This is a genomic window from Streptomyces cinerochromogenes (assembly GCF_014648635.1).
GTDB lineage: Bacteria > Actinomycetota > Actinomycetes > Streptomycetales > Streptomycetaceae > Streptomyces > Streptomyces cinerochromogenes.
The window spans coordinates 43,425-65,646 of record NZ_BMRM01000012.1 but is presented as its reverse complement, the minus strand read 5'-3'; the positions used below and the strand labels follow the sequence as shown (position 1 = coordinate 65,646).

The 22,222-nt window shown below is 71.4% G+C and carries 22 protein-coding genes; 13 read left to right on the top strand and 9 right to left on the bottom strand.

Features of this window, described 5'->3' with window-relative positions; translation table 11 throughout:
• The first annotated feature begins 6 nt into the window (after window positions 1-6).
• The 5 genes from IEZ20_RS23155 (at window position 7) to IEZ20_RS23135 (ending at window position 4,110) form a co-directional block, all read left to right on the top strand.
• Window positions 7-516, top strand: a complete 510-nt coding sequence (locus IEZ20_RS23155; RefSeq protein WP_189301853.1) for a hypothetical protein — start codon at window positions 7-9, stop codon at window positions 514-516.
• A 162-nt stretch (window positions 517-678) separates the two neighbouring features.
• A complete protein-coding gene (locus tag IEZ20_RS23150; RefSeq protein ID WP_189301850.1) occupies window positions 679-1,935 on the top strand; it encodes a DUF1266 domain-containing protein in 1,257 nt (418 codons plus the stop codon).
• A 213-nt stretch (window positions 1,936-2,148) separates the two neighbouring features.
• Window positions 2,149-2,370 carry a DUF397 domain-containing protein gene (locus tag IEZ20_RS23145; protein WP_189301848.1) on the top strand — a complete coding sequence of 74 codons (222 nt, stop codon included), beginning with the start codon at window positions 2,149-2,151 and terminating at the stop codon, window positions 2,368-2,370.
• Window positions 2,371-2,375: 5 nt separating this feature from the next.
• Window positions 2,376-2,636: a hypothetical protein gene (locus IEZ20_RS23140; RefSeq protein WP_189301846.1), complete on the top strand. Its 261-nt coding sequence runs from the start codon at window positions 2,376-2,378 to the stop codon at window positions 2,634-2,636.
• Window positions 2,637-2,766: 130 nt separating this feature from the next.
• Entirely contained in the window at window positions 2,767-4,110 is a 1,344-nt protein-coding gene (locus IEZ20_RS23135) for a M14 family metallopeptidase (protein ID WP_189301844.1), read from the top strand.
• Between the two features lie 3 nt (window positions 4,111-4,113).
• Here IEZ20_RS23135 and IEZ20_RS23130 read toward each other — a convergent pair whose 3' ends face one another.
• The 5 genes from IEZ20_RS23130 to IEZ20_RS23110 all read right to left on the bottom strand — a co-directional run bounded on the left by IEZ20_RS23130 (window position 4,114) and on the right by IEZ20_RS23110 (window position 8,557).
• The gene (locus IEZ20_RS23130) at window positions 4,114-4,683 is read right to left on the bottom strand and encodes a hypothetical protein (protein ID WP_229896220.1); all 570 of its coding nucleotides are present in this window, start codon (window positions 4,681-4,683) and stop codon (window positions 4,114-4,116) included.
• Between the two features lie 37 nt (window positions 4,684-4,720).
• On the bottom strand, window positions 4,721-6,247 hold the full coding sequence (locus IEZ20_RS23125) for a GntP family permease (RefSeq protein ID WP_189301842.1): 1,527 nt from the start codon (window positions 6,245-6,247) through the stop codon (window positions 4,721-4,723).
• 143 nt (window positions 6,248-6,390) lie between these two features.
• Window positions 6,391-6,801: a RidA family protein gene (locus tag IEZ20_RS23120; protein ID WP_189301840.1), complete on the bottom strand. Its 411-nt coding sequence runs from the start codon at window positions 6,799-6,801 to the stop codon at window positions 6,391-6,393.
• On the bottom strand, window positions 6,798-7,562 hold the full coding sequence (locus IEZ20_RS23115) for an IclR family transcriptional regulator (protein ID WP_189301838.1): 765 nt from the start codon (window positions 7,560-7,562) through the stop codon (window positions 6,798-6,800). Before IEZ20_RS23115 ends, IEZ20_RS23120 begins: the two co-directional genes overlap by 4 nt.
• Complete coding sequence (locus IEZ20_RS23110; RefSeq protein ID WP_189302235.1) at window positions 7,559-8,557, bottom strand: sugar kinase; 999 nt, start codon at window positions 8,555-8,557, stop codon at window positions 7,559-7,561. Before IEZ20_RS23110 ends, IEZ20_RS23115 begins: the two co-directional genes overlap by 4 nt.
• Window positions 8,558-8,767: 210 nt before the next feature.
• On the opposite strand from IEZ20_RS23110, the gene IEZ20_RS23105 reads away from it, so the two are divergent.
• A complete protein-coding gene (locus tag IEZ20_RS23105; RefSeq protein ID WP_189301836.1) occupies window positions 8,768-10,039 on the top strand; it encodes an amino acid deaminase in 1,272 nt (423 codons plus the stop codon).
• A 9-nt stretch (window positions 10,040-10,048) separates the two neighbouring features.
• Window positions 10,049-11,659: an N-acyl-D-amino-acid deacylase family protein gene (locus IEZ20_RS23100; protein WP_189301834.1), complete on the top strand. Its 1,611-nt coding sequence runs from the start codon at window positions 10,049-10,051 to the stop codon at window positions 11,657-11,659.
• A 7-nt stretch (window positions 11,660-11,666) separates the two neighbouring features.
• On the opposite strand, the gene IEZ20_RS23095 is transcribed toward IEZ20_RS23100, so the two are convergent.
• Together IEZ20_RS23095 and IEZ20_RS23090 are read right to left on the bottom strand one after the other, a co-directional pair.
• Window positions 11,667-12,527, bottom strand: a complete 861-nt coding sequence (locus IEZ20_RS23095; RefSeq protein WP_189301832.1) for a S1 family peptidase — start codon at window positions 12,525-12,527, stop codon at window positions 11,667-11,669.
• Between the two features lie 189 nt (window positions 12,528-12,716).
• On the bottom strand, window positions 12,717-13,505 hold the full coding sequence (locus tag IEZ20_RS23090; RefSeq protein ID WP_229896219.1) for a hypothetical protein: 789 nt from the start codon (window positions 13,503-13,505) through the stop codon (window positions 12,717-12,719).
• 126 nt (window positions 13,506-13,631) lie between these two features.
• Between IEZ20_RS23090 and IEZ20_RS23085 the strand changes: the two genes are divergently transcribed.
• Entirely contained in the window at window positions 13,632-14,843 is a 1,212-nt protein-coding gene (locus IEZ20_RS23085) for a pyridoxal phosphate-dependent aminotransferase (protein WP_189301830.1), read from the top strand.
• 89 nt (window positions 14,844-14,932) lie between these two features.
• Window positions 14,933-15,352, top strand: coding sequence for an SCO4983 family protein (locus IEZ20_RS23080; RefSeq protein ID WP_189301828.1), 420 nt, complete (start codon window positions 14,933-14,935; stop codon window positions 15,350-15,352).
• A gap of 149 nt (window positions 15,353-15,501) precedes the next feature.
• Here the strand turns inward: IEZ20_RS23080 and IEZ20_RS23075 are convergent, their stop codons facing one another.
• Window positions 15,502-17,268: a WD40 repeat domain-containing protein gene (locus IEZ20_RS23075; protein WP_229896218.1), complete on the bottom strand. Its 1,767-nt coding sequence runs from the start codon at window positions 17,266-17,268 to the stop codon at window positions 15,502-15,504.
• A gap of 180 nt (window positions 17,269-17,448) precedes the next feature.
• Complete coding sequence (locus IEZ20_RS23070) at window positions 17,449-19,272, bottom strand: phosphoenolpyruvate carboxykinase (GTP) (protein WP_189301826.1); 1,824 nt, start codon at window positions 19,270-19,272, stop codon at window positions 17,449-17,451.
• A gap of 291 nt (window positions 19,273-19,563) precedes the next feature.
• Between IEZ20_RS23070 and trhA the strand changes: the two genes are divergently transcribed.
• The 4 genes from trhA to IEZ20_RS23050 all read left to right on the top strand — a co-directional run bounded on the left by trhA (window position 19,564) and on the right by IEZ20_RS23050 (window position 22,184).
• Window positions 19,564-20,277, top strand: a complete 714-nt coding sequence (trhA, locus tag IEZ20_RS23065) for a PAQR family membrane homeostasis protein TrhA (RefSeq protein WP_189301824.1) — start codon at window positions 19,564-19,566, stop codon at window positions 20,275-20,277.
• A 141-nt stretch (window positions 20,278-20,418) separates the two neighbouring features.
• The gene (locus IEZ20_RS23060) at window positions 20,419-21,051 is read left to right on the top strand and encodes a TetR/AcrR family transcriptional regulator (protein WP_189301822.1); all 633 of its coding nucleotides are present in this window, start codon (window positions 20,419-20,421) and stop codon (window positions 21,049-21,051) included.
• A 33-nt stretch (window positions 21,052-21,084) separates the two neighbouring features.
• On the top strand, window positions 21,085-21,807 hold the full coding sequence (locus IEZ20_RS23055) for a Mut7-C RNAse domain-containing protein (RefSeq protein WP_189301820.1): 723 nt from the start codon (window positions 21,085-21,087) through the stop codon (window positions 21,805-21,807).
• Window positions 21,808-21,854: 47 nt separating this feature from the next.
• The gene (locus IEZ20_RS23050) at window positions 21,855-22,184 is read left to right on the top strand and encodes a hypothetical protein (protein WP_189301818.1); all 330 of its coding nucleotides are present in this window, start codon (window positions 21,855-21,857) and stop codon (window positions 22,182-22,184) included.
• Window positions 22,185-22,222 lie beyond the last annotated feature (38 nt).

Here is a 22,222-nt window from a genome sequence, read left to right as displayed (position 1 = left end):
AGTTACTTGATCAAGGCTATCGGCGTCACAAATTGCACGGCGGTCGAAACGGAGAGCGATCCCTACATCCCCCTGACTGTCACTTGGATCAATGAGAGCAGGCTGCAGCCCCTCTACTGGCGGATCACCGGGGAAGCTGGCGGCGAACTGGAGATCAAGGTAGACCCACAGTCTGGAGCGATCCGGGAGCTGGTCGTCATCGATGAGCCCCCCAGAACGGTTGACACAGGGCTACCTCAATTGCCCCACGAGGCCGGCACGGGAATCCCCGTATTCGATTGCTCCCCTTGGGGCGATTCCACGAAGCCGGACTATTCAGATTTCCGATCCAGGGTCATAACATCCAGCGAGGCCGTATCCTTCCTCAAAGGAGACGACACAGCAACGCTGCTATTCACGGCGAATCAAACCGCACGCGTACTTACCTGCGAAAATGTCGAAATCCACCTGGCAGGCGATGGAGCTCTTAGCGCCGTCGTTGTTCTCGCTCGCCCTTGCCCAGATCCCGCCGGGTGAGACTTCGCTAAGGGTTGTCCCGTACTGCTGGTCACCGGTCAGCTGATCTCGCCGTGTCTGGTGTGCCTGGACATCCCGTTCACCGATTCGGAGCTGATCATTCGGCATCTCCAGCAGAACCCAGCCTCTGGAAAAACTGATCCGACGTAAGACAGGAATCTCATGTCGTTCGGTCCGCCACCTGGTGGTTTTCCTCCTCCCCCGCCCGCCGCCTGGACCCCTCCGTCAGAGGTCGAGCAGGCGCTGTTCGAGGCCAAGTTGCGTGAGGACTGGGCGGCGTACTTCGGAACGCTCGCGCAGAGCAGGCTGTTCTTCGAGATACAGAAGGACAAGGCGGATGCCACACCCAGCGCGACGTACGCCGTCTTCGGGTACGACCCCCGCGTCGCCGGCGGGCGGATCTGGGCCGTGTACACCGAGGGCATGCTGCCCGCGCCGGAGCCTCACCGGGTGTTCGGCTGGAACTACCTGGAATGGTTCGCCAAGGTATGGCAGCCGACGGACCCACCGATGATCGTCGTCAATCCGGGAAGCCCCTGTGAGGCGTTCCTGCCCTCCGCGCCACCGCACTCGGCGGCCTGGGCCCGGTACGGAGAGCAGGCCCCGCCGCAGAACCGGTCGATGCGGCTCCGTACCCTCCGCGTCGGTGGCCCCCTGCACGGCCCGGTGGCCCACAGTCTCGCCTGCGGCGCGCTCCTGTGTGTGAACAACGGCTCCTTCTGGAACGCCATGGCGTGGCACGGCACCGGCTATCCGGGTGAGCGGAAGCGGCTTCGCGAGTGGTGGGGAATCACCACCCGCGAGCAGTGGCAGTACTACCTCCGCGACCTCCTCGCCTGCGAACAGCACAGCTCTGTCTGGGACTTCGCCCTCGGCCTGCGCCGTACCATCGCCCGGGACTTCGGCGGACACGTCGACGCGGGCTACTGGCGCCAGGCCGCCGCCGAGGTCATCCGTGCCAGGTCCGAGGGTTCGGTCGTCGTCGGCGAGGACGGTGTGACCAAGACCGAGCCCCGGCCCCAGTCCGAGGTGGAGGCGCACGTCGAGGGGGTACAGCGGCTCATCGGGCGGATCACCCGCTACGAGGCCCGGATGCGCGCCGACGGTGTGCTCGACGGCAACCGGTACGTCTCGTCCGTCGACGCCTGGGATCTCGGCCGCGCTTCGAAGATGGCCCGGTGGGGACTGGGCGCCCGCCTCGGCACCCTCCAAGAGGCCGAGGCGGCCGTCCTCCAGGCCGGCCGGGCCGCCGCCCTGTCCTACAAGTCCTGGCAGGACTTCTCCGCCGGCTACATCCTCGGACGGTGCCTCCACTTCGACGACGAGGAGTTCGGCGACTGGTACCAGGACATGGTCAAGGCCCATCACATCCTCGTGTCCGACCCCGGCAGCCCCTGGCTCACCATCCCGTTCCGGTGACGGCCAGCAGGCATTGGCAGATCTGTTCCACTCCACAAGCCGCGCCGACAGCGCCACCTGTACGTTTCCAGGCGCTGCCTGGAATGGATCTGCCAATCACCACCGGTGGGGCCCGTCCGGGGGACTTCGGTCGGCTGACGGGTTCGCCGGAGCCGGCATCGAGATGATGCGGGACTTCGTCCACCACATGATCAAGGAACTGTGAGGCGCCCGATGACCCTGGCCGTGCACTGGCGCAAGTCGTCCTTCTCCGGCGGAGGTGAGGGCAACAGCTGCGTCGAAGTCGCCCACCTCGACACCCACATATCCGTCCGCGACTCCAAGGCCCCCGCCCGCTCCACCCTCACCTTCCCCGCCCCCGCCTTCGTCACCTTCCTCGACGCCCTGAAGGCGCCCATGCCCTCCGCCGGAGCGGTCGGGTGCCTCCCCGGCTGAGGGGTGTGCTGGGCACCATCGGGGCGTACGAGAGCACGTACGACGGCTTTCTCGACGTGTTGGGCGGATCGCCGGACAGGCTCGCCGCGTTGGTCCGGCGGGCCGAGAGGCGCGTCGATGTCGCGGGCTTCGGCGTGGACGAGCTGAGAGGCGTCCTGCTCGCCGAGGTCCAGGACGTGGGGCAGGACGTCTGGCTGGCCTGGCCCTACCCGCCCCACCGGCTCCGTCCGGTTTCCGTCGGGCGCCTTGACATGTACTTGACCTGATCATGTCAAGGGCGCACCATGAGCGCCACCCGCACGGCGAACCCACAGGGACCCCCCAAGAAGGCCCCTCCAGGTTCACATCCGCACGTCGCACGGGAACATCCCCACCTCCACCCCACAAGGAGAGTTCATGCGACTTCGCATCCGCGGCTCCGGCGCGCGCGGCGGCAGACGTACCGCCGCGCTCGGTGCGCTGCTGGCCCTCGCCCTCGCCGCTCCGGTCTCGGCCGGTCTCGGCCATGCCCGTGCCGACAGCGTGCGCAGGGCCGGGTCCGCCGACGACGACGTCCGGCAGTACGAGATTCACCGGGGCACGACCGCCGTCACCCGTACGGCCATTCAGGCGACCGGTGTCACCGTCGACGAAGCCGACGAGGAGAGTGTCGTCGTCTCCGGGCGGGCCGAGCAGATCAGCAGGCTGCGCCGGATGGGGTACGACGTACAGCCGTTGGGGGACGTGCCGCAGCGGGGCGGAGCGCGGCTCTACGACTTCCCGAGCGCCGACGCGAAGTACCACAACTACGCCGAGATGAACGCCGAGATCGACCAGCGGCTCGCCGCCTACCCGGGCATCATGAGCAAGCGGGTGATCGGGAAGTCGTACCAGGGGCGGGACATCGTCGCCATCAAGGTCAGTGACAACGTCGGGACGGACGAGGACGAGCCCGAGGTGCTGTTCACCGCCCACCAGCACGCGCGCGAGCACCTGACCGTGGAGATGGCGCTGTACCTGCTGCGCGAACTCGGTGCGGGGTACGGGAGCGATCCGAGGATCACCAACATCGTCAACAGCCGCGAGCTCTGGATCGTTCCCGATCTGAATCCGGACGGGGGCGAGTACGACATCGCCAGCGGGTCGTACCGCTCCTGGCGGAAGAACCGGCAGCCCAATTCCGGGTCCTCGTACGTCGGCACGGACCTCAACCGGAACTGGAACTACAAGTGGGGCTGCTGCGGCGGGTCGTCGGGGTCGGCGTCCTCCGAGACCTACCGCGGGTCCGCCGCCGAGTCCGCGCCCGAGGTGAAGGTCGTCTCCGACTTCGTGCGCAGCCGGGTCGTCGGGGGCAAGCAGCAGATCAAGGCCGGGATCGACTTCCACACCTACAGCGAGCTGGTGCTGTGGCCGTTCGGGTGGACGTACAACGACACCGCCACCGGGATGACCGCGGACGACGCCGCCGCCTTCAAGGCCGTCGGACAGAAGATGGCCGCCAGCAACGGGTACACCGCGGAGCAGTCCAGCGACCTGTACATCACCGACGGGTCGATCGACGACTACCTGTGGGGTGTGCACAGGATCTTCGACTACACCTTCGAGATGTACCCGACGTCCAGCTGGGACGGGGGGTTCTACCCGCCCGACGAAGTCATCGAGCGGGAGACCTCCCGGAACAAGGACGCCGTGTTGCAGCTGCTGGAGAACGCCGACTGTATGTACCGGTCGATCGGGAAGGCCGACCAGTACTGCAGCTAGGGGTCACGCCTCCTCGAAGTAGGCGTCGAGCACCGCGTCCAGCTGCTCGTCCCACTCCTTGAACCGCGACCTGGCCGCCGCCTCGATCTCGATCGGGTACCAGCGGCGGTCAGGCGTGTGCACGGTGATCGTGTAGCGCTTGCCGAAGCGGGGCGACTCCGTCTCGACGGCGGCGATCTCGTCCCAGCGGAACTCGCAGGCCTCCTCGTCCAGGCTGAGGCGGACACCCCGGCGGTCGGCCACTATCCGCGCCCGGCGGTCGGAGGCCTCGAAGACCGGGCCGTCGGTCACCGGTTCGTCGGCCGGGGCGTCGGTCAGGCCGTCGGCCGGGCCGTCCGCATCCGCCTCCCGTTCGTCGGCGGGCCGTGCCGGCTTCTCGGCCACCGCCGTCTCGGCCTTCAGCTCCTCAGCCGTCGCCTGAGCGGGACCCGGCTCCTTCGACACCGGCTCCCTGGGCGTCGGACCCGTGATCCCCGGGATGTACGCCGGGTCGAAACCGGCGCCCGTGACAGGCTCCGCCTTCAACGGCTCGGCCTTCGACGGCTTGCTGCTCGATCCTATGCGCTGCTCCACGGCGGCAGTATGGACGACTTCCCTGTGCCGGAACCAGTCAGCTCACGAACACGCTGACCACCGCCGCCACCGCGAACCCCGCCAGTGACAGCACCGACTCCAGGACCGTCCAGGTCCGCAGCGTGTCGCGCTCGCTGATGCCGAAGTACTTGGCCACCATCCAGAATCCGCCGTCGTTGACGTGCGAGGCGAAGATGGAGCCCGCGGAGATGGCCATGATGACGAGGGCGGTGAAGGCCGGGGAGTGCTGATCCTGCGTCAGCAGCGGGGCCACGATGCCCGCCGTCGTCACGATCGCCACCGTCGCCGAGCCCTGGGCGACGCGCAGCACGAGCGAGATCAGGTACGACAGGACGATCACCGGCAGGCCCACGTCGTGGAAGGTGTCCGACAGCGCCTGGGCGACCCCGCTCGCCTTCAGTACGGCCCCGAAGACCCCGCCCGCGCCGACGACCAGCAGGATGTTGCCCACCGGTTTCAGTGACGCCGTGGACACCTTCTCCAGCGAGGCGCGGGACCAGCCGCGCCGGATGCCGAGGACGTAGTAGGCGAGGAGCAGGGCGATCGTCAGGGCCACGAAGGGGTGGCCGAAGAACTCGATCACCGCGCGGGCGGGGGACGGGTCCAGGGCGATCGAGGAGAACGTCGCGGCGAGGATCAGCAGCAGGGGCGTACCGATGACGGCGAGGACCGTACCGAGCGGTACCGGTTCTTCCCGCGAGGCCAGGCCCTGGGCACGCTGCTCCTCCAGCACCGCGCGCCGCGCCTCCTGGGCGGCCTCCGCCATGTCCTGCGGTACGGCGACGAAGATCCGCCTGCCGATCCACGCGGAGTACGCCCAGGCGGCCAGGACGGCCGGGACGCCGCAGACGACGCCCATGAGGATCACCCAGCCCAGCTGGACGTGGAGCAGTCCGGCCGCGGCCACCGGGCCCGGGTGCGGGGGCAGGAAGGCGTGGGTCATCGACAGGCCGGCCAGCAGGGGCAGGCAGTACAGGAGGATCGACTTGCCGGTGGGGGTACCCCCTGAACCGGAGCCTGTCGGAGGCTCTTGGGGGAGCTTCGCCGCCGCGTAGACGATCGGGGCCAGGACGAAGATGCCGACGTCGAAGAAGACCGGGATGCCGAAGACCAGGCCGGTCAGGCCCATCGCGAGAGGGGCCCGGCGCTCGCCGAACAGGGCCAGCAGGCGCGCGGCCAGCACCTCGGCGCCGCCGCTGACCTCGAGGATCGCGCCGAGCATCGTCCCCAGGCCGATGATGATCGCTACGTGGCCGAGGATGCCGCCCATGCCGGACTCGATGGTGGACACCGCGTCCGAGCGCTGGACCGTGCCGAAGAGTTCGGTGACCGACAGGCCGGCCAGCAGGCCGACGGCTATGGAGACGGCGAGCAGGGCGACGAACGGCTGGAGCCTGGCCTTGATGATCAGGAAGAGGAGCAGGGCGACGCCCACGGCGGCGACCGTGAGCAGTCCGGCCGTGCCGTCGACGAGGAGGAGCAGGCCTCCGGTGTGGGGTGGGGTGGCGGGGGCGGGGACGGGGGCAGCGATCGGGTAGGACATACGGGGGTCCTCTGCGTACGTGCATGCTGCTTTCGGGCAGGGGGGATCGCGGCACGGCGCCAGGGGGCGCCGCGCCGGGGACGGCGTGCGTGCGGGAGTGCTGCGGGAGTCCGCGGGAGTCCGGTGGAGTCCGGTGGAGGTCGTCAGCCCAGTACGGCGAGCGCGTCGATCTCGATGAGGAGGCCGGCCGGCAGGCCGACGTAGACCGTCGTGCGGGCGGCGGGCGGCTGGGTGAGGGCCTGCTCCTCGAAGTAGGCGTTGTAGATCTCGTTCATCTCGGCGAAGTGGGCCGTGTCGGTGAGGTAGACGCGGATCATCATCACGTCGTCCCAGCCGGCGCCGCCCTCCTCCAGGATCGCCTTGACGTTGGCGAGGGTCTGCAGGGTCTGCTCGCGCAGGGTGGGGCCGGCGGGCGTGGGGGGCTTGCCCTCCTCGGCGGGCAGGAAGCCGACCTGGCCGGCGACCTGGAGGATGTTGCCCTTCTTCACGCCGTGCGAGAACTTCGCGGGCGGGGTGGTGTGGGTCTTCGGGGTGAGCGCGGTCTTGTCGGTCATACGGTGGGGTCCTTCACTGGGGTTCGTCCGGAGTACTCGCCGCTGATCGCGTCCGCCGTACGGCGTACCAGCGGCAGGAGGGCGAGGAGTTCCTCGGCGGTGACGACCACGTTCGGCGCGGACACCGACATCGCGGCGACCACCCGGCCGTCGGCGCCGCGGATGGGGGCGGCGACGCAGTTGATGGACTCCTCGTGGCCACCGAGGTCGGTGGCCCAGCCCTGTTCGCGCACCGTGGCCAGTTCCTTCAGGAAGGCGTCGGCGTTCGGGGTCGAACGGGGCGTGTACAGGGGGTAGTCGAGCCGCTCGGCGAGGGCGCGGCGCTCGGGTTCGGGCAGGTCGGCGAGGAGCAGTTTGGCCACGGCGGCGACGGTGATGGCGACCGGCTTGCCGATCCGGGAGTACATGCGGACCGGGTAGCGGCTGTCCACCTTGTCGATGTAGAGAACCTCGTTCTCCTCGTGGACGGCGAGGTGGACGGTGTGCCCGCACTGCTCGTTGAGCCGTACGAGGTGGGGGTGGGCGATCTCGCGGATGTCCAGGTTCTCCATCGCCTCCTGGGCGAGGGCGAAGAGGCGGGCGCCGAGGCGGTAGCGCTGGTCGGACTGGCGGTAGACCAGGCCGTGTTCGTGCAGGGTGCGCAGGAGCCGGAGGGCCGTGGACTTGTGGACGCCGAGGCGCTCGGCGACCCGGCCCAGGTCGGCGGGGCCCTCGGCGAGCAGCGGCAGGATGCTCAGGGCGCGGTCGACGGTCTGACTCATGGGATGTTCGCCTCCTCCGGGGCCCGATCGGCCTGCGTCCAGCCGGGGCCGAGTCGCAGTCTCCCCCATGCGCCGTCGTCCAGGGCGGCGAGGCGGTCGGCGTGGTCGCGGGCGGGGGGCGCGGCGAGGTCTCCGGGGGCGGTGAGGACGGCCGCGGCGAAGAGGTGGCCGTGGCGCAGGCGATGCCGCACGGGGAGGCCGCGCAGGGTCGCGGAGAGGAATCCGGCGGCGAAGGCGTCCCCGGCGCCGGTGGTGGCCACGACGGCGGTGCGCAGGGCCGGTTCGAAGGTGCCGGCACCGCGCTCGCCCGTGCACGGTCGCACGAACGCCGTCGCCCCCCTCTCCCCCTGCTTGACCACCAGCACCCCCGGTTCCGGCAGTTCCCTCCGGATCGCGTCGGGGCCGCCCGTGACGCCCCAGGCCTCCTCGGCCTCGTCCTCCCCCACGAACACGATGTCCGCGCGCCGTGCCAGTTCCCGCAGCAGCCGGCCGCCCTCGCGGTCGCGCCACAGCCCCGGCCGGTGGTTGACGTCGAAGGACACCGGCGGGCGGCCCGGGGCGGGGGCCGTCAGCTCGTGCAGCAGCTCCAGGCAGTCCCGCGACAGTGCCGCCGTGATGCCGGACAGGTGCAGGATGCGGGCCGCGCGCAGTGCCGTCAGGTCCACGGTGGCCGGGGACATCGCCGACGCCGCCGAGCCCGCCCGGTAGTACGCCACCTCGTGCGCACCCGTGCCCCGGTCCCCGGCGGTGCGGAAGTACACCCCGGTGGGCCGGTCCGGGTCGCGGTGGACGGCGCGGACGTCGACGCCGTACCCGGCGATCCGCTCCACGAGATGGTCGCCGAAGCCGTCCGCGCCGACCCGGCTGACCCAGCGTGCCGTGTGTCCGAAGGCGGCCAGGGCGCAGGCGACGTTGGACTCGGCGCCGCCGACGGCCCGGTCGAAGGCGGGGACGTCGGCCAGGCGGCCGGGGCGGGTGGGCAGGAAGGCGACCATGGTCTCGCCGAGCGTCGCCACGTCCGCGGTCTTCCACGGCTGCGCAACGGCCGGGGCGTAAGCAGCGTCGTCGATGATGACTCCTGTCGAGACTCCGGTCGAGGTCCGGGTGACGGCTCCGTTGACCCGGTGTTCGGCGAGATGCTAGACACCATTAGCAGTACACGCAATGGCCGTTGCGCATATTGCAACGGCCGAGAGAGGGGCTCCATGGGCACCGAAGCGCTCACCCGCCTTGCCGAGGAACGTGTCGACCACCGCTTCAAGGGCCTGCCGCCGGACGCCGACGGCCTCACCGTCGCCGAACTGACCGCCCAGCGGCGCAACCTCTTCCGGGACGGCGACGGCTTCACCACCCCCGTCCTCGCCCTCTCCGCCGAGCGCCTGGAGCACAACCTCGCGCTGATGGAGACGTACACCGCCCGGCACGGCCTGGCCTTCGCGCCGCACGGCAAGACCTCCATGGCCCCGCAGCTCTTCCACCGCCAGATCGAGCACGGCGCCTGGGGGATCACGCTGGCCCTGCCCCACCAGGTGCGGGTGGCCCGGGCGTTCGGCGTCCCGCGCGTGTTCCTCGCCAACGAGCTGGTGGACGCCTCCGCCCTGCGCTGGATCGCCGGCGAGCTGGCCGCCGACCCGGAGTTCCGGTTCGTCTGCTACGTCGACTCCGTGCGCGGGGTGGAGCTGATGGACGCGGCCCTCGGCGGTACCGCCCGCCCGGTGGACGTGGTGGTGGAGGTCGGCGCGGGCGAGGGCGCCCGGACCGGCGTGCGGTCGGAGGCGGAGGCCCGGGCGGTCGCCGACGCGGTGGCCGCCACCGGGACGCTGCGGCTCGTCGGCGTGGCGGGGTACGAGGCGCAGGTGCCGGACGCCTCCCCGGAGCGGGTGCGGGCATGGCTGGAGCGGCTGGTGGCGCTCGCCGTGGAGTTCGACCGGGACGGGCGGTTCGCCGAGGCGGACGAGATCGTGGTGAGCGCCGGCGGCAGCGAGTGGTTCGACGCCGTCGCCGATGTCTTCGCCGGTGTTCCGGGGCTCTCCCGGCCCGTGCTGAAGCTGCTGCGCTCGGGGGCGTACGTCTCGCACGACGACGTGCACTACAGCAGGCTGACCCCGTTCAACCGGGTGCCGGAGGAGGGGGCGCTGGAGCCCGCGTTCCGGTTGTGGGCGCAGGTGGTGTCCCGGCCGTCCCCGGCCGAGGCGTTCGTCAACGCGGGCAAGCGGGACGCCGCCTACGACCTCGACCTCCCGGTGGCGCACGTGGTACGCCGGGACGGCGGCGAGCACGCGGCGACCGGGATCGAGGTGACCGCCCTGTCCGACCAGCACCTGTGGCTGCGCACCGGGCCCGGCGCGGATGTCGAGGTCGGCGACTGGGTCGGCTTCGGCCTCTCCCACCCGTGCACGTCCTTCGACAAGTGGCAGCTGATCCCGGTGGCCGAGGCGGACGGCACGGTGGTCGACTACATCCGTACCTTCTTCTAGGAGGCCCGCGTGGAGGACCTGGTCGTCCGGGACGCCGAGGTGGTCGACGGCAGCGGTGAGCCGTCGTACCGCGCCGATGTCGTGATCGACGCCGGACGGATCGTCTCGATCGTCAAGGAGGCCGCGGCGGCGGGCTGCCAGCGTCCGCGCGCCGTGCGGGAGATCGACGCCGAGGGCCTGGTCCTCTCCCCCGGCTTCATCGACATGCACGCCCACTCCGACCTGGCCCTGCTGCGCGACCCGGACCACAGCGCCAAGGTCGCGCAGGGGGTCACGCTGGAGGTCCTCGGGCAGGACGGGCTGTCGTACGCCCCCGTGGACGACCGCACGCTGGAGGAGGTGCGGCGGGCGATCACCGGCTGGAACGGGTACGGCGACGACGTCGAGGCCGACTGGCGCAGCGTCGGCGAGTACCTCGACCGGCTGGACCGGGGGATCGCCGTGAACGCGGCCTATCTGGTCCCGCAGGGCACGGTCCGGGCGCTCGTCGTCGGCTGGGAGGACCGCCCGGCCACCCCCAAGGAGCTGGACCGGATGCGGCGGCTGGTGGCCGAGGGGCTGGAGCAGGGCGCGGTCGGGCTGTCCTCCGGGCTGACGTACACGCCCGGGATGTACGCCGGGAACGGCGAACTGGCCGAGCTGTGCCGGGTGGTGGCGTCCTACGGCGGCTACTACTGCCCGCACCACCGCTCCTACGGCGCCGGCGCCCTGGAGGCGTACGCGGAGATGGTGGACCTGGCCCGGGAGGCGGGCTGTCCGCTGCACCTCGCGCACGCGACGATGAACTTCGGCGTGAACCGGGGCCGGGCTCCGGAGCTGCTCGCGCTGCTCGACCGGGCCCTGGACGCGGGCGCGGACATCACGCTGGACACCTATCCCTACACCCCCGGCTGCACCACCCTCGCCGCGCTGCTGCCGAGCTGGGCGAGCGAGGGCGGCCCCGAGGAGGTCCTGGCCCGGCTCGCCGACCCGGGGACGGCCGAGCGGATCCGGTACGGCCTGGAGGTCACCGGCTCGGACGGCTGCCACGGGGTGCCGGTGGAGTGGGAGACGATCGAGATCTCCGGCGTCACCGATCCGGCCCTGGCCGGCCTGGTGGGCCGTACCGTGCGGGAGGCGGCACGACTGCGCGGCGAGGAGCCGTGGACGACGGCGCGCCGGCTGCTGGTGGACGACCGGCTCGGTACGACGGTCCTCCAGCACGTCGGCCACGAGGAGAACGTCCGCGCGATCATGCGGCACCGCGCGCACACCGGCGGTTCCGACGGCATCCTCCAGGGCAGCAAGCCGCATCCGCGGGCGTACGGCACCTTCCCGCGCTATCTCGGGCACTACGTGCGGGAGTTGGGGGTGCTGAGCCTGGAGGAGTGCGTCGCCCACCTCACCTCCCGGCCCGCGGCGCGGCTGCGGCTGCCGGACCGCGGGCTGGTGCGCGAGGGCTACCGGGCCGACCTGGTGCTGTTCGACCCGGAGACGGTCGCGCCCGGCGCCACCTTCGCCGAGCCGCGCACGCTGCCGGCCGGGATCCCGTACGTGCTGGTCGACGGACGGTTCGCCGTCGAGGACGGCCGGCGGACGGACGTCCTCGCGGGGCGTTCCGTCCGCCGTACGCCGCTGTGAACCGCGCCTACGGCTTGGGCAGGGTGCAGCCGGCCGCGCTCAGGTCGAGCTTGTTGCCGGTGGTGAAGCAGGCCGGGATGTTGTAGATCTCCTGGGCGTAGTTGATGCCCTGTCGGACGGTGACGTTGCCGTTCGCGTCGACCTCGCACGGGTTGTTCACCGTGCACTGCTCGCCGTCCTCGTTGCCGGTGTTGTTGACGGCGACGACCTTGCCGGTGGTGGTGTCGATGACCGGGGAGCCGGAGGTGCCGCCGATGGTGTTGCAGGAGGACGTGTAGCGGACCGAGTCCTTGAAGGTCCAGTCGCCCTCCTTCAACCGGTACACGAATCCGTCGATGTTGCAGCTGTAGGTGCGCTTCCAGTAGCCGGAGACCACCTTGATGGAGGTGCCGGCGACCGGGTGCGTGTCCTGCACGGTGAGCGGGCTGATGCCGTACGTGCTCTTGATGGCCGCGTACGTGGTGGTGGTGCGGTAGATCGTGACGTCCGTGTCCGTCATGGTCGAGTAGACGACCTGGTTGGCGCGGAGCGTGCCGATCTTGGTGCCGGAGGAGTTCAGCAGACCGAAGGAACGGCTGGACGACTGGCCGGTGATGACGTCGCCGGGGCCCGGCATGCCGGTCTCCAGGCAGTGGCCGTTGGTCAGGACCAGCGCCGGGTCGGTGTCGGCCGAGCCCGGGAAACGGATGACGGAGCCGGAGCAGTTGCTGAGCGAGACGGTGCCGGCGAAGGTGACGGTCGCCTTGACGGCCTTCGTGGTGTGCGGGGTGGTGGTCTTGGCGGCCGTGTGCGGTGCGGCGACCGCCGGGGTCGCGCCCAGCCCGGCTATCGCCAGGGCGGAGAGCGCGGCAAGGAGAGGCTTGTTCACGTGGGGGTCCCCTCTTACGACTGGGGCGACCGGAGTTGCTTCCGGTCGCCCATCGGTTGTCATGCGCATTCTCAGCAGCAGAGGGGTGCGGGGACAAGACGCGGCGTCAGGTCATAGGGGTTTCCCTGTGCGCGCGGGCGGCGGCGCGACCGCCCGCGGCACGGAACACGTCGTCACCGGCGCCCGACCCTACGGGTGTTTCGTGGTGCCGTGGCCGCGTCCGCGGCCCCTGCCGACGGCCGTGGCGGACGGCGACACCGTCGGCGCGGCGGTCGTCGCCGTCGGGCTCGCGGTACCGGACGCCGAGGGGGCCGGAGCCGAGGTCGCCGGGCCGGGGCCGCCGTCCGTCGGGCCGGTCGCGTCCCGGGTGCCGGCGGTGGCGGGGGCGGCGGGGTCCGGGGAGGAGGCGGCGAGGGACGGCGAGGAGCCGTCGGAGCCGACGCCGGCCGGGGACGCCGTGTCCTGCGAGGGGGTCTCGCCGTCCGGGCCCGTGGACGCCGACTCGGCGCCCGCGCTCCGGCCGGCGCCGGGACGCGCGCCGTCCGGGGTGTCGGAACCGCCCAGCGCGACGAACGCCGCGACCGCACCGGCCACGCCGAGGGCGCCGGCGGCCACCGCCATCCGGCGCCGGCCGCCCGAACGTCGCGCGGCCCGCCGCCGGCCGGCCCGGCCGGGCTCACGCGAGCCCGCGGGGGCGGCCACGGCCGGCACCCCGGCCCGCTCCGGCGGCCCCGCCTGCTCGGCCTGCTCGGCCTGCTCGGCCTGGTCGGCCCACTCCGGCGACTCGGCCGGAGGGACGAGTGCGCGCGTGTCGTCGTAGGCGTTCTGCCAGCCGTGCGCGGCGGCGGGGTCGGCGTACTGCTCGTACGCGGGGGCCGGAGCCGGCTGCGGGTGGTACACGTTCGGCTGGACGCCGGACGCGCCGCCCGCCGCCTGCATGCCGTACGCCCCCGCCTCGTACTCCCGTTCCGTGGACATGCCAGCGGATTCTAGGGATGCAAGTGACTCCCGAGACAGCCGGCATCGATATCCGGGCAAACCTCCGAGTCTCACGTGGCGGAAAACACGGGCCATGAGGCGTTACCGGGCCGTAAGCTCACGGACATGCAGGTGATCCAGTCGACCAAGCTCGCCAACGTCTGTTACGAGATCCGGGGCCCGGTACTCGAAGAGGCCATGCGGCTTGAGGCGGCGGGCCACCGCATCCTCAAGCTCAACACCGGCAACCCGGCCGCCTTCGGCTTCGAGTGCCCCCCGGAGATCCTGGAGGACATCCTCCGCAACGTCTCCACCGCGCACGGCTACGGCGACGCCAAGGGCCTGCTCGCCGCGCGCCGCGCGGTCGTGATGCACAACCAGACCATCGGGATCGAGACGGACGTCGAGCACGTCTTCGTCGGCAACGGCGTCTCCGAGCTGATCGTGATGGCGATGCAGGGCCTGCTGGACGACGGCGACGAGGTGCTCGTTCCGAGCCCGGACTACCCCCTGTGGACGGCCGCCGTCTCCCTCTCCGGCGGCACGGCGGTGCACTACCGCTGCGACGAGCAGTCGGACTGGATGCCCGACCTCGCCGACATCGAGCGCAAGGTGACCGACCGCACCAAGGCGATCGTCATCATCAACCCGAACAACCCCACGGGCGCGGTGTACGACGAGGCGGTCCTGCGGGGGCTGACCGACATCGCCCGCCGGCACAACCTGCTGGTCTGCTCCGACGAGATCTACGACAAGATCCTCTACGACGGCGCCACGCACACCCCGACGGCCGCGGTCGCGCCGGACCTGCTGACGCTGACGTTCAACGGCATGTCGAAGGCCTACCGGGTGGCCGGCTACCGCGTCGGCTGGATGTCGATCTCCGGCCCCCGCGCGCACGCCGACTCCTACATCGAGGGCCTGACGATCCTGGCCAACATGCGGCTGTGCGCCAACATGCCGGGGCAGCACGGAGTGGTCGCCGCGCTCAGCGGGCGCCAGACGATCAAGGACCTGGTGCTGCCGGGCGGGCGGCTGAAGGAGCAGATGGACACGGCGTACGAGCTGCTGACCCAGATCCCGGGCGTGAGCTGCGTACGGCCGAAGGGCGCGCTGTACCTGTTCCCGCGGCTGGACCCGGAGGTCTACCGGATCAGGGACGACCGGCAACTGGTCCTGGACCTGCTGCGGCAGGAGAAGATCATGGTCGTCCAGGGCACCGGCTTCAACTGGCCCGAGCAGGACCACTTCCGCGTGGTGACCCTGCCGTCGGTCGGGGACCTGCGGGACGCGGTGACCCGGATCGGGAACTTCCTGGACGGGTACAGCCAGCGGTAGTCGACGGACCTCGTTCCGTGACCCGACTCAACTTTAGACGAAATCCAAGCTAGGATGGCTTCCTGTCAGAGCACAGGAGGCCATCACCCATGTACGAACCGATCCGCACCAAGTCGGTCCACAGCACGATGGCCGGCACCCCCTCCGACTTCCCGCACCGCTCGCGCGAGGAGGAGCTGGACATCCAGCTCGCCGGACACCTCGCCGCGCTGCTCGCGGTCACCGACGAGCTGCGGGCCCTGAGTCCGTCCGCCGACCTGGACACGGCGGCGGAGCGCCTCGCGGCACAGGTGTCCAGGCTGCGGGGAGGACGTACGCCGCTGCGTGCGGCGCCGGCCCCGGCCGGTGACCCCGCCGCCCTGCACCGGCGGGCGCACACCCTCGCCGGCCGCGCCCTCGTGGTCGCCGCGTCGCGCGCCGACACGGCGGCGGCGATCCTCGCGGCCCAGCGGATGGACGCGCACACCGCCGCACTGTCCGGGCCGAAGGCGTACAGCACCGCCCGCTGATCCCTCCGGGGATCCCCTCGAACGGCCCCGGTCCGCGTGCACCCGCAGCGACGCGCGGACCGGGCGCCACACACCGGCCACCGGGCACGGGCCGCCCGCCCGGCAGCCCGAGCTGCCGGGCAGGGGGGCCGAGCGGCCGGCGGCGGGGCTCAGCGCCTGACGAACACCGTGGCCGACGCCGTCGCGCCGGTGTGCAGGTCGTCGCCCGGCCAGCTGACCGCGTAGGTCACCTCGCGCCGGGTGCGCGGCAGGTCGTCGACGGTGAAGGTGCCGTCGGCGGCGACGGTCACCGACGACAGGGTGCCGGTGCCGAGCCGGTCCGTGCGCTTCACGGTGAGCACGGCCCGCTCGGGCAGGGCCTTGCCCTGGGCGGTGAAGGTGCCGGTGATGTGGACGCCGCCGCCCATCGTGGCCTCGTCCGGTGCGGTCAGCGCGATCGCGCTGGGCGCCTTGCCGACGGTCACGGTGTGGGTGACGTCGGTGGCGGGGCGGTGGGTGAGGTCGCCGAGGAAGGACACGCTGTAGGTGGCCTCGCCGACCAGGCCGGGCTCGTCCAGGACGGTGAAGGTGCCGTCGTCCTTGACGGTCGCCGTGCCGAGCTGGTGGGTGCCGGTGGCGTCCTTGCGGACGGCGCTCACCTTCAGCGGCTCGGCGGGCGCGGGCCCGTCCCACTCCAGCCGGCCGCGCACGGCCAGCGGCTCGCCCGCCACCGCCCCGGCGGGGCTGTGGGTGAGGTCGCCGGCGAAGCGGGTGTCGTACTGGACGGCCGGCGGCTGGATGACGTGCAGCCAGAACTCCTGGCCGGTGCCGCCCCGGGTGACCGCGAAGAGCCGGGAGCCGTCCTGGGACCAGGCCAGGCCCCGCGGGGCGACCGCGTTGCCGTCGAGGCTGCCCTCGAAGGCGAACTCCAGCGGCGGTGTGGCGTCGGCCGGGTCGGCGCTCTGCACCAGCAGGTCGGGCGTGCTGCCGGGGGCCTGGGCACCGCGGGCGATGTACGTGCCGTCGCCGCTGAAGGCGACCGCGGTGGCGGTCGCTCCGGCGGGCAGCGCCCGGTACTGTCCGGACGCGTCCGACAGGTCGGCGTTCAGCAGCCGGGTGCCCGCACCCGCGTCGGCCACGGCGACCTTGCCGCCGTCCGGGCTCATCGCCATGTCCTGCAGGTCCAGGGCGCCCTTGCCGTCGCCGTCGGCGAACCGGCGGGAAGCCTCCCGCACCGGGGTGGCGCCGCTGACGTCGAACGAGGCGAGGAACGGGTTCGCGGCACCGCTCTCCTTGGGCTGGCCCATGAGCAGACGGTTCTTGCCGCGGGCCCCCGGGGCCAGCTGGAGCCGGCCGACGTCGTTCCAGCCGGTCCGGTCGACCGTGCCGCCGGTGAGCATGTCCAGGCCCGTGGAGGCCGTGGCGCACTGGTAGGCCTGGTAGACGTAGGCGTCCGTGCTCCACACCGTGCCCCCGGCGAAGGCCAGCTGCCGGCCGCAGCTGTCGTAGGCGGCGCCGTACGCGCCGCTCTGCTGGAGCGTGCCGGTGTCGTAGCCGACGACACGGCCGCGCTCGCCCACGTACAGCGTCGCGGAGTCGTCGCTGAGCGCCACGCCCGAGACCGCGTTCTCGTGCGGGAGCGTGCCGACCTTCTGGCCCTGGAAGTCGTAGACCAGCACGGTGCCGTCGGTGTTGGTGTCGCGCTGGTCGGCGATGTAGACGCGCCGGTGCACCGAGTCGACGGCCAGGCCGGAGTACGACGAGATCGGCAGCTTGGCCACGGCGTCGGACGCCGCCGCGTGGGCCGCGGGCGCGACGGCGACGGTGAGTCCGGTCCCGGCGAGTGCGGCGGCGAGCAGCGTGGCCGCGAGGCGTCTGGATCGCTGTGCTGTATTCAACTGTGCCCCCCACAGGCTGAGTTCGGCGCCCCACGTCATCGGTGAGACACCTGTGCAGCCATGAAACAGCTGTGAAGATCCGGTGAGCAAGGGGGCGCGCACGGGAAGGGCCCCGCACGCCGTTGTGCGGGGCCCTTCCCGGGGTGTTCCACGGCCGGTCGTGACGATCGCTGGTCAGGGCACATCCTGGCCGGCCGTGGGGTCTTGCGGCGGGACCGGTCAGCCCAGGCGCTCCACCAGCGCCCGGTACTGGTCCCACAGCTCCTTCGGGGTGTGGTCACCGAAGGTGTTGAGGTGCTCGGGGACCAGGGCGGCCTCCTCGCGCCAGATCTCCTTGTCGACGGTGAGCAGGAAGTCCAGGTCGGACTCGGCCAGTTCGAGGCCGTTCGTGTCCAGCGCCTCCTTCGTCGGCAGGATGCCGATCGGGGTCTCGACGCCCTCGGCCCTGCCCTCCAGCCGCTCCACGATCCACTTCAGGACGCGGGAGTTCTCGCCGAAGCCGGGCCAGACGAACTTGCCCTCGTCGTTCTTGCGGAACCAGTTGACGTAGTAGATCTTCGGCAGCTTGGACTGGTCCTTGTCCTTGGCGACGTCGATCCAGTGGGCCATGTAGTCGCCCATGTTGTAGCCGCAGAACGGCAGCATCGCGAAGGGGTCGCGGCGCAGCTCGCCGACCTTGCCCTCGGCGGCGGCGGTCTTCTCGGAGGCGACGTTGGCGCCGAGGAAGACACCGTGGTTCCAGTCGAAGGACTCCGTCACCAGCGGGACGGCGCTGGCGCGGCGGCCGCCGAAGAGGATCGCGGAGATCGGCACGCCCTTGGGGTCCTCCCACTCGGGCGCGATGATCGGGCACTGCGAGGCCGGCACGGTGAAGCGGGCGTTGGGGTGGGCGGCCGGCGTCCCGGAGGCCGGCGTCCAGTCGTTGCCCTTCCAGTCGGTCAGGTGGGCCGGGGGCTCCTCGGTCATGCCCTCCCACCACACGTCGCCGTCGTCGGTGAGCGCGACGTTGGTGAAGACCGCGTTGCCCCACAGGGTCTTCATCGCGTTGGCGTTGGTGTGCTCACCGGTGCCGGGCGCGACACCGAAGAAGCCGGCCTCGGGGTTGATCGCGTAGAGGCGGCCGTCCTCCCCGAACCGCATCCAGGCGATGTCGTCGCCGATGGTCTCCACGGTCCAGCCGGAGATCGTGGGCTCCAGCATGGCGAGGTTGGTCTTGCCGCAGGCGGAGGGGAAGGCGGCGGCGACGTACTTGGACTCGCCCTGCGGCGGGGTCAGCTTCAGGACGAGCATGTGCTCGGCCAGCCAGCCCTCGTCCCGGGCCATGACCGAGGCGATGCGCAGGGCGTAGCACTTCTTGCCGAGCAGGGCGTTGCCGCCGTAGCCGGAGCCGTAGGACCAGATCTCGCGGGACTCGGGGAAGTGCGAGATGTACTTGGTGGAGTTGCAGGGCCAGGGGACGTCCTCCTGGCCTTCCTCCAGCGGGGCGCCGAGGGTGTGGACGGCCTTGACGAAGAAGCCGTCGTCGCCCAGCTCGTCCAGGACGGCCTGGCCCATGCGCGTCATGGTGCGCATGGAGACGGCGACGTACGCGGAGTCGGTGATCTCCACGCCCAGCGCCGCGAGCGGGGAGCCGAGGGGGCCCATGCAGAAGGGGACGACGTACATGGTGCGGCCCCGCATGGAGCCGCGGAACAGGCCCTTCTCGCCGGCGAAGATCTCCCGCATCTCGGCGGGGGCCTTCCAGTGGTTGGTCGGGCCGGCGTCCTCCTCCTTCTCGGAGCAGATGAAGGTCCGGTCCTCGACGCGCGCGACGTCGGTCGGATCGGAGGCGGCGTAGTAGGAGTGGGGGCGCTTGACCGGGTCGAGCTTCTTGAACGTTCCCTTGGCGACCAGTTCCTCGCACAGCCGCTCGTACTCGGCCTCGGAGCCGTCACACCAGACCACGCTGTCCGGCTGCGTCAGTTCGGCGATCTCGTTGACCCACGAGATCAGTTCCTGGTGGTTGGTGGGGACGACGGTGGGAGCCGCGATGTCGCGCGCCACGATTGCTCCTAAGTGAGGGTTTTTGTGTTTGTCCGCCCCGTGGGGGCCGCGACCCGGATGCTTCGTAGCCCGCTCATCCGGTGCCGACCGCACTCATTTGATCATCCGAGTCTAGTGCCCATCTGTCCAGGGGGCATCACAGGTGAGCGGCGTGAGGAATCACACGATTTCCTCGACTCTTTGCGTCCACGTTGGGTTCAGGTGAAGGACTTTTTGCCCGAGCGGCCCGGGACGCGGTAAATCACCGTGCGCTAATGAACGACTCACGGCGACGTCGGTACCATGCGGCGCATGACTGCGCCCGTTCCCGACGCGCCCACGGACACGCCGGCCGCCGGCCGCGGTCCCGTCGCGCTCTCCCTGCCGCATCCGGTCAAGCCGAGGCTCCGCGGCTGGCTGCACCTCGGCATGTTTCCGGCCGTACTCATCGCGGGCCTCGTGCTCACCGCCCTCGCCGACTCGACCAGAGGCCGCGTCGCCTGCGGGATCTACGCCCTGACGGCCTGCCTGCTGTTCGGCGTCAGCGCGCTGTACCACCGGGGCAACTGGAGCCCGCGCATGGACGGCGTGCTGCGCCGCCTGGACCACGCCAACATCTTCCTGATCATCGCGGGCACCTACACCCCGCTGGCCCTGCTGCTCCTGCCCGGCGGGAAGGGCCGGTGGCTGCTGTGGGGGATCTGGGCCGCCGCCGCGGCGGGCATCGTCTTCCGCGTCTTCTGGGTCGGCGCCCCGCGCTGGCTCTACACGCCCTGCTACATCGCGATGGGCTGGGCGGCGGTCTTCTTCCTGCCGGACTTCCTGCGCACCGGCGGCGTCGCCGTCCTGGTCCTGGTGGTCGTCGGCGGCCTGCTCTACAGCGCCGGCGGCGTGATCTACGGCATCAAGCGCCCGAACCCGTCACCGCGCTGGTTCGGCTTCCACGAGGTCTTCCACTCCTTCACCCTCGCCGCGTTCGCCGTCCACTACGTCGGGATCTCGCTGGTGGCGTACCAGCACGCGTGACCCCGCCCGACCCGCTCTCCGCGGCCACGGCTCACCCGAGCCGTGGCCGCTTCCGTAGCACTTTGCGATCGCCGCCGGGACGGAAGGGGAGGACCCTCGGCCCGTGGTCCCGGTCACGGCGGATGCCGGACAATGACCGGCATGACGGCCGCACGTTCCCCCCTCTCCTCCGCCGACCGCCCCCAGCCGGGACTGCGTGAACGCAAGAAGATCAAGACCCGCGAGGCGATCCGCGTCGCGACCTACGCGCTGATCAGGGAACAGGGGTACGACGCCACGACGATCGAGCAGATCGCCGACCGGGCCGAGGTGTCGCCGTCGACCGTCTTCCGGTACTTCCCGACCAAGGAGGACATCGTCCTCACGGACGAGTACGACCCCCTGATGCTGGAGGAGTTGCGCGCCCGGCCCGCGGCGGAGCCGTGGACGGACTCGGTGCGGCACGTGATGCACAGGGCCATCGACGCGATGATGGCGGAGGACGCGGAGGTGGCCCGGATGCGGGCGCACCTCGCGGTCCAGGTCCCCGCCGTCCGCTCCCGGATGATCGAGAGCATGTCGGAGACCGGGCGCCTGCTCCGGACGGCCCTCGCCGAGCGCTTCGCCCTCGCCCCGGACGGCCTGGAAGTGCGCGTCTGCGCGACGGCCCTCGTCGCCGGCCTCATGGAGGCCACCATGTCCTGGGCGGAGAACGGCTTCACGGACGACCTGCGCGCCCTGCTGGACCGCGCCCTCGACGTCCTGGAGCACGGCCTCCCCGCCGGAAAACCCTGAGGCCACGGCCCGCTCCCGTGGCATCCTGACCGGGTGAACGGTCCCGAGATCCACGTCGAGTTCGCCCCCGAGCTGTCCCTGTTCGTCCCGCGCGAGCCGCGCCGGACGCTCGTCACCGACGGCGTCTCCACGCTCGGGCACGTCATCGAGTCCCTCGGGGTCCCCCTCACCGAGGTCGGCGCGCTGGTCGTCGACGGCCGCACGGTCCCGCCCTCGCACATCCCGGGACCGGCCGAGCGCGTCGCCGTCCGGCCGGTGGAGCGGCCCCAGCGGGTGCCCGGCGCACCGCTCCGCTTCCTCCTCGACGTCCACCTCGGCACGCTGGCCCGCCGGCTGCGCCTCCTCGGCGTGGACACGGCGTACGAGTCGACGGACATCGGCGACCCGGCGCTCGCCGCCCGCTCCGCGGCCGAGAAGCGGGTCATGCTCAGCCGGGACCGGGGCCTGCTGCGCCGCCGGGAACTGTGGGCCGGCGCCTTCGTCTACAGCACCCGCCCCGACGACCAGCTCCAGGACGTCCTCGACCGCTTCGCCCCCGACCTGTGCCCCTGGACCCGCTGCACCGCCTGCAACGGCCTGCTGAAGGAGGCCACCAAGGCGGAGGTCGCCGACCAGCTCAAGGACGGCACCCAGCGCTCGTACGACGTCTTCGCCCAGTGCACGGACTGCGGCCGGGCCTACTGGAAGGGCGCCCACCACGACCAGCTGGAGGCGGTCGTGGAACGGGCACTGAGCATGCGTACCCAGGGCGGTTGAGTACGCCGGCCGATCCGCAGGACCCGGCCCGCGGGTTTGCTGGGGGCATGAACACGGCTCGGACGACCGACGACCGGGTGCGGGACGACGTCCGCGTGGCAGCGGGGTGGGGGCTCGGGCTGCTCCTGCCGGTGGTGGTCTTCTGCGCGCTCGTGGCCTTCACCAGCGAGCGGGCCGGCAGGTGCCTCGCCTACGGCCAGGACTGCTCCCCGGTGCCCGACCAGCTGCTGTACGGCAGTTTCTGGACCTCGCTCGTGGCCGGTGCGGCCGTGCTGGCGTGGCCCCGAACCCGGTGGGCGGGCGCCAGGGTCGGGGCCGTACTGGTCCAGTGGGGCGCCCAGCTGCTGCTGGCCGCGCTGATCCTCAGCTACGCCTGACGTCCCCCTTCCCGCAGGCGGTGCCGTCCCCGTCGCGG

What these genes read in the sequence shown, in the direction of transcription:
- IEZ20_RS23150 (WP_189301850.1), top strand. Translation starts at nt 679, where the DNA reads ATGTCGTTCGGTCCGCCACCTGGTGGTTTTCCTCCTCCCCCGCCCGCC.
- IEZ20_RS23145 (WP_189301848.1), top strand. Translation starts at nt 2,149, where the DNA reads ATGACCCTGGCCGTGCACTGGCGCAAGTCGTCCTTCTCCGGCGGAGGT.
- IEZ20_RS23135 (WP_189301844.1), top strand. Translation starts at nt 2,767, where the DNA reads ATGCGACTTCGCATCCGCGGCTCCGGCGCGCGCGGCGGCAGACGTACC.
- IEZ20_RS23125 (WP_189301842.1), bottom strand. Translation starts at nt 6,247, where the DNA reads ATGTCCTACCCGATCGCTGCCCCCGTCCCCGCCCCCGCCACCCCACCC.
- IEZ20_RS23120 (WP_189301840.1), bottom strand. Translation starts at nt 6,801, where the DNA reads ATGACCGACAAGACCGCGCTCACCCCGAAGACCCACACCACCCCGCCC.
- IEZ20_RS23115 (WP_189301838.1), bottom strand. Translation starts at nt 7,562, where the DNA reads ATGAGTCAGACCGTCGACCGCGCCCTGAGCATCCTGCCGCTGCTCGCC.
- IEZ20_RS23110 (WP_189302235.1), bottom strand. Translation starts at nt 8,557, where the DNA reads ATGGTCGCCTTCCTGCCCACCCGCCCCGGCCGCCTGGCCGACGTCCCC.
- IEZ20_RS23105 (WP_189301836.1), top strand. Translation starts at nt 8,768, where the DNA reads ATGGGCACCGAAGCGCTCACCCGCCTTGCCGAGGAACGTGTCGACCAC.
- IEZ20_RS23090 (WP_229896219.1), bottom strand. Translation starts at nt 13,505, where the DNA reads ATGTCCACGGAACGGGAGTACGAGGCGGGGGCGTACGGCATGCAGGCG.
- IEZ20_RS23085 (WP_189301830.1), top strand. Translation starts at nt 13,632, where the DNA reads ATGCAGGTGATCCAGTCGACCAAGCTCGCCAACGTCTGTTACGAGATC.
- IEZ20_RS23080 (WP_189301828.1), top strand. Translation starts at nt 14,933, where the DNA reads ATGTACGAACCGATCCGCACCAAGTCGGTCCACAGCACGATGGCCGGC.
- IEZ20_RS23075 (WP_229896218.1), bottom strand. Translation starts at nt 17,268, where the DNA reads ATGACGTGGGGCGCCGAACTCAGCCTGTGGGGGGCACAGTTGAATACA.
- trhA (WP_189301824.1), top strand. Translation starts at nt 19,564, where the DNA reads ATGACTGCGCCCGTTCCCGACGCGCCCACGGACACGCCGGCCGCCGGC.
- IEZ20_RS23060 (WP_189301822.1), top strand. Translation starts at nt 20,419, where the DNA reads ATGACGGCCGCACGTTCCCCCCTCTCCTCCGCCGACCGCCCCCAGCCG.
- IEZ20_RS23050 (WP_189301818.1), top strand. Translation starts at nt 21,855, where the DNA reads ATGAACACGGCTCGGACGACCGACGACCGGGTGCGGGACGACGTCCGC.